Genomic DNA, 12,289 nt, shown 5'->3' with positions numbered 1-12,289 from the left:
CATTCTCCAGAGGGGGTGAATTAATGTACGTATTGTTTAGTACATTAATACTGTACGATAATTAACGTACCATTTCAACCGATGGTCTCTGCGCAATTCACTGCCGATTTTCCCTGCTTCCGCCGTCTGGCGAGTTTTTCTTTGCCGCCGGACAGACGGATCTCCGGCGGCAGACGGTCAGGGCGATGCCGCAAGACGGGGCGAAATACCGGGATACCCTCCGACGCCGCGTCGACGGCGGCGTATGCCGCCGGGCTATCTCTGGCTCAGCGCGAGTTTTATCCCCAGCCCGACGAATCCGGCGGCAAAGCCGCGTCGTATCCACAGGAGAACGCCCGGTCGCGACAGAATATGACGGCGCATCCGCGCGGCGAAAACGGCATAGAAGACAAACACGATCAGCGTCATCAGAATAAATACGGCGCTCAGCGCGACCATGCGCGCGGCGGGGGCGGGATCATTCGCGCTGATGAACTGCGGCAGGAAGGCAAGGAAGAAGATAGACAACTTTGGATTGAGAAAATTGATAAAAATAGCCGAAGTAACCACGTTCAGCGCGGAGCGACGCTGCGGGGCGTCGCCGACCCGCAGCGCCCCCTCTTTTTTCAGCGTATTGGCGGCCATGTAAAGCAGCCAGCCCGCGCCCAGGTATTTCGCTATTTCAAATGCCGACGCGCTGGCGTGAAACAGCGCCGCCAGACCGGTAATCGCGGCAAGCATATGTGGGATGGCGCCCAGCGCGCAGCCGAAAGCGGCCAGCGCTCCGGCTCGGCCGCCCTGGGAAAGCCCGGTGGAAATCGTATAGAGCGCGCCCGTTCCCGGCGAAACGACGACGATCAACGAGGTCAGCAGAAAATCGATGCTCATGGCGTCACTCCTGTGGCCAGTGACGCCGAACGCCGTATCGCAGCGACCTTGCGGGCGTGTTGTTCGCGAACGATAGCCGTCCCAGGCGCGCGCCAGCGCGCCAGCTTTACGCGGCGCGTCGGCACTAACATTTTAATCGGCGTGCTGGTCGCCGTTAATTTCGTATCGCCTATGGTTAAGGTGAAAAAAAGTCCCTCGTCGGTCAAAATATGGAGCGCGCGCCGGGGACATTTATCCCCGGCGTGCAGGCGGTAAGCAAAAAACATGGTGTCCCTCGCGGATTAAGTACAGTGACGCTTAATTTTCGCGTTCGGACACGCCGGGGTCTTGTAAGATATTGCGGCCGACCGCCGGGCGGATAATCGCCTGATAGCGGGCGGGGGTAACGCCGAACTGGCGGACAAAGGCCCGGGTCAAATGACTCTGATCGGCAAAGCCCGCCAGCAGCGCGGCATCCGCCGGACGTTGGCCCGCAGCAAGCAGGCGACGCGCCAGACGCACGCGCAGCTGAACGAGATAAGCATGCGGCGTGGCTCCCGTTTCTCGCGCAAAACCGCGCAGCAGCTGGAAGCGGCTCATGTCGCACAGCCCGGCCAGTTCGCTCAGGGATATCGGATTTTCCGGCGCCTGCTCCAGCCGCTGTATCGCCCGTGCGACGGAAGGGGATTTTCGCGCGCCGCGCGCGCCGTTCACCCCATGTTTTTGCGTTACGCTCATCAGGCAGCGGAGCAGGGCCTCTTCCCTGGCCAGCGGGTCGCTATTTTGCCGACTCAATTCACGGAAAAAACGTAAAATCTCGCCGGCAAGCTGCGCATCCTGCGCGACCGGCCGAATGGTGAGATCGCCAGGCGCGACGTCGTCTCCGGCCTCGCGCATGAGCAGGTTCGGCGCCAGATAGATGATGTGCCAACCCCGGACGCCGCCGACTGGCGCGCCATCGTGGATTTCTCCGGGATTGACCATGATGATATCGCCGGCGCGCGATTCAACCAGCCCCATGTCGCTCCAGGAGCGCTGCGCGCCGCTGGTCATAACGCCGATGCCGAAATGATCGTGCGAGTGGCGCGGAAACGCATGTTCCGTCAGCATGGTCATAGCCTCGACGCCGGCGATGCCAGTACAATGTTGCGCGACATGGTGAACACGTTTAGCCATTAAACAGCCCTCAATTTCTCTTGCGCCAGCGCTACGGTAGCACGCCAGGCCGCAGCGCTGATGCGGAGATTTGTCTCGCGATCTGATGTGGAGTGGAGGGGGTTATTGAAGGGAAGGCGTTTTCGTTTGTCTTGAACAAAATTGCGCGGCCGCAGGCCAGCCCTGGTGAAGGGCGACTATTTAAAGAACCGATACACCGATATCAACAATAATACGGAGCATAATGCAACCACGGTCCGGTAAAACCATAATTTTTTCACATTAACCATGGGCGGTACGAAATTAACGGCGACCAGCATGCCGATTAAAATGTTAGTGCCGGTCTTGACCACGCCGGTATTAAAAAGCAGCGTGTTGATGATCAATAACATCATCAAGATACAAAAGTTTTTATCTAAATCGATTGGCTGGAAATATTTTTTTTGCTTTACCATGATGCATCCCTTTTATCTTTTAAGAAAATTGTTTTTATGATGTTACGTTGATGCGCCAACGAAGACATCGCTTGTTTCAGACCGCCCATAGGTCATCATCACGTTGATTAACCCGCGCTGAGATCGCGTTGATCAGAATAGCAAACTCCCGTTTGTTTTATTATTTCAGTCAGATGATTTTTCTGTTGCCTGAGGGCGATGAGCATTGCAGAGACAGCGGCTAAATATTTCAGGTTTGCGAGATAGCGGGGCAGTACACGCGGCGGCCCCGTCCGGAGCCGCCGCGATGACGGGCTTATTTGTTACAGCTGATAACGTTCGATAGTGGCAAGATGGCGGCTCTCATCCAGCCCGGCTTTGCGCGCTAACGCCAGCCAGTGCGGCTGATGTTGCCAGCCGGCGGTAAGCCGGCTCAGCAGCGAGTCAATGTTCTGTTCCGGCATATCCAACGGCGCGGACAACACAAAATGCAGGCCCGGCAACGGCGTATCGCCGGCCTGGCTATCCACCACCTGGTAGTCGTCGTCGCTGGTTACCCACACATAGCAGCGTTCCGCTTCGAGTTGGTCGGCCAGTTGCTGGAAGGCCTCCTGGCCAGGCGCGACGCCGTCAATAAACCAGGCGGGCGCGTATTGGCCGGATTTAACCACGTGAACGACGTCATACAGCCCAATGAAGTGCTCTTTTTCTTCTTCGGTTTCCGGCTGCTCGTTCAGCAGCGCCGCGTCGAACACCACCAGATCGTTGAAATGCTGAACCGCATTATTGTATCCGGGCTGACGAACGATCGCCGTAACCGGGCCGGTGCGCAGCGCCAGATAGTAGCGATATTCATGATCTTCCCAAAATCGCAGGCGAACCCATCCCCAGTTCTCTTCGATCGGCCCCTCATCGCTGGAGAATGTCATCTCCAGACGAGCGGATAGCGCCCGTACCGTCGGCCAGTCCTGCAGGGCGCTGGCGGCGGTCATCGCATCCCAAAGGGCGTTAACCGGCGACATTTCCTGAGCGTCAATACGTATCAGCGCCTGCTGGTAGCAGGCGAGCGCGCGGTCGAACCCTTTGAGTTTCATCGCCGCAACGCCCGCGATCATCCACGGGGAGATCTTGTTTTCCATACCCGCCAATTGCGTCATCTGCATGCACAGTCGTTCGGTTTTTTCCCAGTCTTCCTGCGCCTGCGCCGCCTGGATCCGATACCAAAGCGCCACGTGCGGCATGCCGGCCTGGTAATGCTCCGCCAGTTGTTCGATACGGGAAAAATTGCCGGCGCGCAACAGCAGCTGTAATAGCTGGTAAACGATTTCGCTTTCTTCTTCCGGGTGACGTTGCACCCACGCTTCCAGCAGTTCGGCGGCCTGGCGTTCGGCGGCGCAGGCCTGCAGCGCCGATGCCGCCAGCAGTTGCAGGGGTTGATCGTCCGGTCGCTCAGACACGGCCAGCGTTAGCCATTCAACTTCCTGTTCCGGATCGCGCTCCTCGTCCGCGCGTTGCTCCAGCCAGCTCATCAACTGATCCGCCGGCACCGGCAGACTGGTCTGCAGGGCGTGGACCGAAATCTCGTCGGCCAATGCCGCTAAAGCCCGATCGTCGCCCAGCGGACTGCGCAATTCGGCAAGATGCGTCTGGGCGATGGCCAGCGCGCGGCGCGCAACCCAAATGGCCTGGCGGCCCAGCGCCAGTCTGATATGAACTTTGGCTACGGTGATCACATCGCGATGCGCGCCGACCCGTTCCCGCTGCTCCAGCACCTGCTGCAGCACGCGGCCGATTTGCCAGCTGTTTTTTTCGGGCGCGCGCGCCAGCAACAGGCCGACGACGGCGGTCCAGCGCATGGAAATATGCGGCGTGACCGCCGCAGGCGGCGGCAGCAGGCGCCACGCCTCTTCGTCTTGTCCCATGGTGGCGAGAATCAGCAGCTTGATCATGGCCTGCGTTTCGCGAGTCTGTGCGCTGTCGTTCGGATCGCTGTTGTCAATCACGGCGTTAATGACCGCAAGCGCCTCGTCGTATTGCTGCAGCATCATCAGGCCAATGGCTTCGTCTTCGCGTAGTCCGTCGACGTCGTCTTCGCCCGCCGCCTGAATGTTGGCGATCTGCCGACGCACGAAATCCAGCGCCTGCGCATAGTCGCCCTTATCAATCATCGCCAGAAACTGCTCTTCCGACAGGCATTGATAGCAGCTCCACAGCGGATCGATCTTGTCCATGGTTTCCTGGCATACCGCGATGCGCTCGTCGGCCCAGCCCGGCGCATCCAGGTTGGCGTAGCAATGGCTGAGGTCCTGAGTGACGCAGATAGATTGCGGGCATTCCGCGGCGTCGCTGCGGTGAGCGCGCTCATAGAGCGCCACCACGTCGCTGAGCGCCGTCTGTCCTTCGCGGGCGTTATTCAGCCGGTGACGCATTTCCCAGTGGCCGATCAGTACCTCAAGCCAGGGATTATTGGCGGTTTTCTTCAGCGCGCGCAGCTCCGGCAACAGCGCCTCCGTTTTACCGTACTGAATATCCACGACGGAATCGATAAAATCATCCACCAGTCTGACCGGATAATTCTGACCGGATTCCCACATATCCTGCTGGTATTGACGATACCATTGCCAAATATCCATGCTCATTGCTCCAGTTATAATAAATTATTCGCCTGGCGGGTGATCACCTGGCTAAAGTTTTCCAGCGCCTGCTGCAGTTTGCCTTCCTGATATTCCGGGGCCTGCGCCGCCAGTAAGACTTTCAGGCTTTTTAACAGGCAGAATGCGCCGTCGTCAGGCGTTTTGCCCGCCTTCCAGCACTGCGATAGCGCCCGGACGGCCGGATTGGAAAAATTCAAATACAGAAGTTGGGTTTGGGTTTGAACTATTTTTTGGCTGAACTGACGCGCCAGCATTAACGCGGCGGTGCTCATCCGTTTATCGGCATCGTCCTGTTCCAGACGTTTTTTGAGTTCCGCTTCGCGGTCGGTCACCACGATGAGCGGCAGAGATTCAGGCTCGAAACGAGCGGCGATAAAGGCTTCATCATCCAGCAGCCGCTCTTTCCACCACGCCTCCTCCTGCGAGGAGATATCCTGCAGGGCGAACAGTTGCTGATTGCCGGACCTGGTGCCGATTTCGATTAACCTGGTCGAGTAGCTCTGGGCCCAGCGGCGCAGAAAGGGCACCACGGCATACCGATAGCCCAGGGCGACCGGGCGCTGCAGCAGACGGAACAGCATCGCTTCAAATCCGCCGTCCTCGCCCAGCATTAGCGTCAGGGTGTTATCGCGCCGCAGTTTTTTTACCGGCATCTCGCCCTGCGAGGTCGGCACATTCAGATCGTCTTTCAGTAGATCGAACAGGCGTTCATCGCACAGCGCCGCGCCCATCAGCGCCTCATTATGGCGCGCGATGACCCGGCGCCAGATTTCGGGCTGGTTTTTGGCTAACGAGGCCAGCCCGTTGATTAACGACTCATTCAACGCTATTTGCGTCGCCTGGTAACGGCCATCGCGCTGCAGATCTTCACGGCTGGCGGTCGGCGTCAGGCGGTTTGATTCGATAACGCCGCCGACGAAACCCGCCCAGGGCGGCAGCAGTTCCCGCGCCTGGTCGTCAATCAACATGCCGCGCAGGAACAGCGACAAATTACGGTTGTCGCTGGTGCCGTAGGTCGCGCCATCCTGTAACCAGAGGATGCCGACGGCATCGCTGTCGCCGGCCGGCTCCACCGGCAGGACGCATAAGGGCGTAAAGCGTTGCTCAAAGCGGGCGGCGAATTCCAGATGGCGCTTTTGCACCAGCGCCGGATGCAGAGAGACGCCGTCGCCGTTTTGTTCGCGCCAGGGCGGGGTAATGTGGTTGATGGCGACTTCTTCATCGCCGACAAACACCGGCTCATGCAGCAACGCGCAGTAGCGGCTCAGAACTGCGCTGAGATGGCCGGCGTTGGCCAGACCGACAAACTCCGACTTCAGCGTAAGCTCGATCGTGGTACCGACCGGGTGCCCGGTCGCCGGTTCGATGCTGTAGGACTCGCCGTTGGTCGAGCGGTAGCGCCAGCTAACGTCGGGTTGCTGCCAGGAGGTGGTGGTCAGCGTCACCTTTTCCGCCACCACAAAGGCGGAGGCGAAACCCAGACCGAACATGCCGATCAGACCGGTGTCATCGTCGCTCTGACGCAATCCGCGCGTGTAGCCGACGCCGACCGTCGCCAGATATTGATGAATTTCCTCTTCGGTCAGACCGGATCCCACATCGGTAATGGTGATAGCCGGGATCGCCGGATCGCAGCGCACGTGGATACTGGCCGGTTGCCGCCACTGCGGCTCTTCCAGCCGGCGCCGGATAATTGCGTCATGCGCATTCTGCACCAGCTCACGTATGGCAACCATCGGCGTAGAGTAGAGATGCTGGCTGAGCACCTGCATTAAACCGCTCAAATTAACCGGGGTTTGATGCTGTACAATTGACGACAGCGGAGGCGTACTTTCCAACGTATATTTCCCTTTATCAACAACCTGGAAGTTATTATTCTCGATATTAAGGACTTTGGGAAGTTCGATTACGCATCGGCCGGCTCCTGGCGTTATGGCCGTGCGGCGTAGTGCGGCTGCCGCGCGTCGCTACGGCCGCTACATCTCGCCAGTCGGTTTTAAACCGGTGTGCGCCATTATCCTGAACGGTCGGCGCCGTTGACCGGCGGACAATAGCGTCGCTAATAGCGCTTCGCAAAGTCAATGAACGTGCGCGCCGCAGGGCGGGCGACAGGATTCCCGGGCCAGTAGAGATAACAACGTTCAGGGGCGCTCGCCCAGTCTGGCAGAATTTCGACGAGCCGACCGACCGCGATCTCGTTCCGCACGGTTTCTTCGAATGCGAAGCCAATTCCCGCGCCGGCGAGCGCCGCCTGGCGCAGCAGGAGATCGTCACTGAAGGTCAGTATGGCGTCGGGCGTGAATGTTCTCTGCTCTTGCCCGTGGAAAAAATGCCATGCGAACAGACCGCCGCCGGGGAAACGTCGTCCCAGGCAACGGTGGCGTTGAACATCGTCTGGCGTGACCGGCAGCCCATTTTCCCGCACATAGTCGGGCGAAGCGACGAGCAGCACCCGCGTCGGCGCGCCGATCGCCACGGCGATCATATCCTGCTCCAGTCTGTCGCCAAAGCGTACGCCGAAGTCGAACCCGCCGGCAACAATATCCTGCAGCGCATCGTCGGCGTGCAGTTCGACGGCAATGCGTGGATACGCCTGGCTGAAGGCGAGCAACAGCGGCGTCAGCAGAAATTCGCTGACCGTGCGGGGCGCCGCGATACGCAGGCTGCCGGCGATGGCCTGCGCCAATCCCTTTGCCGTGTCGATGGCATCCTTAATCCGCTCGAGGGCGGGGTCAAGACCTTCCAGCACCACTTTCCCTTCCGGGGTCAGGGCGACGCTGCGCGTGGTCCTGCTAAGCAATTTCAGCCCCAGCCGCCGTTCGAGCATGGCGATCGCATGGCTGACGGCCGAAGGCGACATATTGAGATGGCGCGCGGCCGCCCGAAAGCTGCCGTGGCGGGCAATGGCAGCAAAGTAATTGAGCGCGGGAAAGAGATCGTTGTCCAGCGTCATTGATGAACCCCATCGAACAGATTGTGCATTATTGATCTATATCATCGCACAAATAAAGCTTTCATAATCAGGGCAGATCAACGACAGGAGAATGAAATGAAGACCCGTTTGCTCGGCAATCTGCAAGTATCGGCCTTTGGACTCGGCTGTATGGGGATGAGTTTTGCGTATGGCGGCGCGCCGAAGCCTGACGCCATACGCACCTTGCGCGCCGCCTTTGACTCGGGCGTCACTTTTTTCGATACGGCTGAGGTTTACGGCCCCTTCGAGAATGAGCAACTGCTGGGGGAAGCGCTGGCGCCGATACGCGACAGGGTACAGATCGCCACTAAGTTTGGTTTCGCCATCCGTGACGAGGGCACCGGTATCGAGCGCATGCACGGCGTAGACAGCCGGCCGGAGCATATTCGCGACGTCGTCGAGGCATCGCTCAGGCGGCTGCGCACCGATCGTATCGATCTGCTTTACCAGCATCGTCTCGATCCCCGGGTTCCCGTCGAAGAGGTGGTCGGCGCGATGGCGAAACTGGTGAACGAAGGCAAGGTTCTGCACCTCGGTCTGTGCGAGATTTCAGCGCAAACACTGCGCCGCGCCCACGCGGTACACCCAATCGCGGCGGTGCAGAGTGAATATTCGCTGTGGTCGCGCGACCCTGAACGAGCCGTGCTGCCGACGGCGCGGGAACTGGGCATCGGTTTCGTGCCTTACAGTCCGCTCGGCCGGGGCTGGCTGACAGGAAAAATGAACGTCGCGTCGCTGGCGGATAATGACTTCCGCCGCACGTTGCCGCGCTTCAGCGAAAAAGCGATGGCGGCGAACCAAATGCTGCTTGGCCGCCTGTGCGAAATGGCGAATCAGAAGTCGGCCACGCCGGCACAGATTGCGCTAGCCTGGCTGCTGGCTCAGGACGACCATATTGTGCCGATTCCCGGCGCCCGCAGGTTGACTCATCTGCAAGAGAATATCGCCGCGGCGGAGATTACGCTCACCCGGACGGAGGCGGATCAACTGGCCGCGATTTTCACGCCGGATGCGATCGACGGAGCGCGTTACCCGGCGGGCGAGCTGGCGCTGATTGAAACCTAATTATCGTAAGGATTTATTCGTCCGCCTGCTTCATTCATTGCGGACATTTATGTCCTCAAAGCAGGGAACCGTACCCTGCTTTTTCTTTAAACGCGGCGTCTCTATCATCATGGCGACTATCCATGAAGAAAGGTGCGTGTTTTGACTATCGCTAACTTACGTTTTCCCGAGACTATATCGATCGCGCTATTGTACCGAACAGGGCGCGACGAGCGGACGCGTCGTCAGGCCTGCGCGTATCGACGCCGATATGCCCGATGCGCTGGAGGTGTGAGATGACAACCTCGCTCCCCGCTATGGCCGCGATTGCATTTCGCAAATACGCCGATCTGTCGGAGCCTGACTGCCTCACCGACATCGACTCAACATGCCCGCAACCGGGTCCGCACGACCTGCGGGTGGCGGTACGCGCCGTTTCCGTCAATCCGCTCGACACCAAAGTGCGGGCCGGTCTGGTCGCCGTGCCCGAGAGCGTCCGTTCCCTGGGCTGGGATGCCGCCGGCATCGTCGAGGCGGTCGGCGATGCGGTCACGCTGTTTCGCCCCGGTCAGGCGGTCTACTATGCGGGATCTTTCGACCGCAGCGGCAGCAACGCGCAGCTCCATCTGGTGGACGAACGTCTGGTGGGACATATGCCTGAGACGCTGAGTTTTACCGAGTCGGCCGCGCTGCCGCTGGCATCGCTAACGGCCTGGCAATTGCTGTTCGAACGCCTTGGCGTCGCGCCCGGCAAACCGGCCTATGCCGGCAGCCTGTTAGTGTTGGGCGGGGCAGGCGGCGTCGGTTCTCTGCTGATCCAGCTTGCGCGGCGCCTGACCGGGTTGACGGTGATCGCCACGGCGTCGCGCCCGCAGAGCCGCGACTGGTGCCTGGCGCAGGGAGCCCACCACGTCATTGATCACGGACGGGCGCTGCCTGAACAGATCGACTCGCTGCCTGCGCCGCCGGTCACGCATATTGCGGCGTTATCCCGTACCGGCGATCACCTGGCCGATCTGGCGCAACTGATTGAACCGCAGGGTCGGATAGCCATTATTGACGATCACGACACGCTGGACGCGGTGCCGTTTAAAGCTAAAAGCGTATCGTTGCATTGGGAAATGGTGTTCACGCGTCCATTGTACCGCACGACGGATATGATTGCGCAGCACCGCATCCTCGATGAAGTGGCCGCCCTGGTGGACGCCGGCGTATTGCGTTCAACCGTCAGCCATGTTCTGCACCCGCTTAACGCCGCCCGCCTGATCGAGGCGCATCGGTTAGTCGAGCACGGCGGCATTACCGGCAAGGTGGTCGTGGCGCGTTCGGCGCACGATACGGCCAGACGGGGACGATAACCGCCTGCCGCGGCGCGTCGTTATGTCGTCTTGTCGGCGACATTATGTTCGTTAGTCGCCTCAGCGATCCCAGGGCGCCTGCCGCCAGCGCTCGAACAGAAAATCGCTGAACGCCGTCAGCCGGCGCGGTACGGGTTCGCGTCGCGCCCGCACGATGCTGATCTTCGAGGGCGTGGCTTCCCACTCCGGCAATACGCGCACCAGCCGTCCATCGCTCAGTTCGTCGTGAATATCCCAGGTCTCGCGCAACGAAATGCCCAGTCCGGCCAGACACCATGCATGCAGCACGTCGCCGTTATCGCTGCATAGCGTACCGCTGACTGCGACAGTCTTCTCCCTGCGCCCCTTGCGCAACGGCCAGCTATTTTGCAGCAGTCCGGGATAGGCGAACACCAGGCAGTTGTGCCGCGCCAGCTCTTCCGGCTGCGTGGGTTGTTCGTGCGCGTTCAGGTAGTCGGGAGAGGCCGCCAGGATGCGCCGGTTGTCGGCCACGCGACGCGCCACCAGGCGCGAGTCGGCCAATTCGCCCATACGGATCGCCAGATCCAGGTCGCCGCTATACAGATCCTGCACCTGATCGGACAGACGCAGGTCGAAGCCGACTCGGGGATGCAGGCGGCAGAAATCGTGGATCGCCGGAGCCACGAACTTGCGGCCGAACGGGGTAGGCGCGGTCAGGCGGATGTCGCCGCTCAGCGCCTCGCTGCCGCCGGTCGCCAGTTCCTGCATTTCTTCCAGCACCGCCAGAGCCGTTCGCGCGCGCTCGGCGATGGCGCGGCCTTCGCTGGTAATGCGCAGGTTGCGGGTATTGCGCTCGAACAGCGTGGTGCCCAGCGCCTGTTCCAGCCGGGCAATTTGCTTGCTGACGGTCTTGGGCGCCAGGTGCAGGTCGCGAGCAGCGGCGGAAAAACTGTGGTGTTCCACCACATGCACGAATACCGCCAGGTCATCCAGATTACGCAGGGTCATTTGGTCCATTCCGGGGAAAGTGTTTGTCGATTTTGGTCATTTAAAGGATATAGCAGAACCGTCAGAATGGCAGCCGTTATCCCTAATGTTGCGCCGGTCATGTTCTCTAATCGGGGTATGACCGGCGCCGTACCCTATGAGGAGTTTCTGATGAGCCAACGCATTCTTTTCGTCCTGACCAGCCATGACCGCAAAGGCGCGGCAGACGACGCCGGTGCGGCGCCGGGCGGCTTCTACCTGTCGGAAGTCGCGCACCCGCATCGGGTGTTGGCCGACGCGGGCTATGGCGTCGATTTTGTCAGCCCCAGGGGCGGCAAAACGCACGTTGACGGCCTCGATCTGGACGACCCGATCAATGCCGCTTTCTGGCATGATGCGGACCTGAGAAGCGCCGCCGGCAACACCCTGGCGCCTGCGCAGGTGGAGCCAGACGATTATGCCGCGATTTTCTACGCCGGCGGACACGCGGCGATGTGGGATTTCCCGGACAGCGCCGAACTGGCGGCCATCGCGACGCGCATCTACGATCGCGGCGGCGTGGTCGCGGCGGTATGCCACGGCCCGGCCGGACTGGTGAACATCAGGCTGTCCGATGGCCGCCATCTGGTCGCGGGCAAGGATGTGGCCGCCTTTACCAACGACGAGGAGCGCGCGGTCGGCCTGTACGGCACCGTACCGTTCCTGCTGGCGGACGCCTTGCAGGCGCGCGGCGCCAGGCATATTTCCGCGCCGGACTTCCAGCCGCAGGTGGTAGTCAGCGAGCGGCTGGTGACGGGCCAGAACCCGGCTTCGGCCCGCGGCGTGGCCGAAGCGATGTTGCCGTTGCTGACGACGGCATCCGGGGAACGGAGCTAA

At 60.4% G+C, this 12,289-nt stretch carries 9 protein-coding genes; 3 read left to right on the top strand and 6 right to left on the bottom strand.

Annotated features, from left to right (window positions below):
* Positions 1 to 255 precede the first annotated feature (255 nt).
* The 5 genes from FJU30_RS06515 to FJU30_RS06490 all read right to left on the bottom strand — a co-directional run bounded on the left by FJU30_RS06515 (position 256) and on the right by FJU30_RS06490 (position 8,042).
* A complete protein-coding gene (locus FJU30_RS06515; protein WP_150434164.1) occupies positions 256 to 867 on the bottom strand; it encodes a LysE family translocator in 612 nt (203 codons plus the stop codon).
* 297 nt (positions 868 to 1,164) lie between these two features.
* Positions 1,165 to 2,022: an AraC family transcriptional regulator gene (locus FJU30_RS06510; RefSeq protein WP_150434163.1), complete on the bottom strand. Its 858-nt coding sequence runs from the start codon at positions 2,020 to 2,022 to the stop codon at positions 1,165 to 1,167.
* Between the two features lie 736 nt (positions 2,023 to 2,758).
* Positions 2,759 to 5,068 carry a hypothetical protein gene (locus tag FJU30_RS06500; RefSeq protein WP_150434161.1) on the bottom strand — a complete coding sequence of 770 codons (2,310 nt, stop codon included), beginning with the start codon at positions 5,066 to 5,068 and terminating at the stop codon, positions 2,759 to 2,761.
* Positions 5,069 to 5,082: 14 nt separating this feature from the next.
* Entirely contained in the window at positions 5,083 to 6,861 is a 1,779-nt protein-coding gene (locus tag FJU30_RS06495; RefSeq protein ID WP_191091541.1) for an ATP-binding protein, read from the bottom strand.
* Positions 6,862 to 7,148: 287 nt separating this feature from the next.
* Positions 7,149 to 8,042, bottom strand: coding sequence for a LysR family transcriptional regulator (locus tag FJU30_RS06490; protein ID WP_150434159.1), 894 nt, complete (start codon positions 8,040 to 8,042; stop codon positions 7,149 to 7,151).
* A 96-nt stretch (positions 8,043 to 8,138) separates the two neighbouring features.
* Between FJU30_RS06490 and FJU30_RS06485 the strand changes: the two genes are divergently transcribed.
* Both FJU30_RS06485 and FJU30_RS06480 read left to right on the top strand, forming a co-directional pair.
* Entirely contained in the window at positions 8,139 to 9,128 is a 990-nt protein-coding gene (locus FJU30_RS06485) for an aldo/keto reductase (RefSeq protein WP_150434158.1), read from the top strand.
* Positions 9,129 to 9,424: 296 nt separating this feature from the next.
* On the top strand, positions 9,425 to 10,465 hold the full coding sequence (locus FJU30_RS06480; RefSeq protein ID WP_150434310.1) for a zinc-binding alcohol dehydrogenase family protein: 1,041 nt from the start codon (positions 9,425 to 9,427) through the stop codon (positions 10,463 to 10,465).
* Between the two features lie 60 nt (positions 10,466 to 10,525).
* On the opposite strand, the gene FJU30_RS06475 is transcribed toward FJU30_RS06480, so the two are convergent.
* Positions 10,526 to 11,434: a LysR family transcriptional regulator gene (locus tag FJU30_RS06475; RefSeq protein WP_191091535.1), complete on the bottom strand. Its 909-nt coding sequence runs from the start codon at positions 11,432 to 11,434 to the stop codon at positions 10,526 to 10,528.
* Between the two features lie 150 nt (positions 11,435 to 11,584).
* Here FJU30_RS06475 and FJU30_RS06470 point away from each other — a divergent pair, with 150 nt between their 5' ends.
* On the top strand, positions 11,585 to 12,289 hold the full coding sequence (locus tag FJU30_RS06470; protein WP_150434156.1) for a type 1 glutamine amidotransferase domain-containing protein: 705 nt from the start codon (positions 11,585 to 11,587) through the stop codon (positions 12,287 to 12,289).

The sequence above is a fragment of the Affinibrenneria salicis genome, assembly GCF_008710095.1.
Note: the sequence above shows the minus strand (reverse complement) of the source record. Positions and strands in the feature narration are given on the sequence as shown.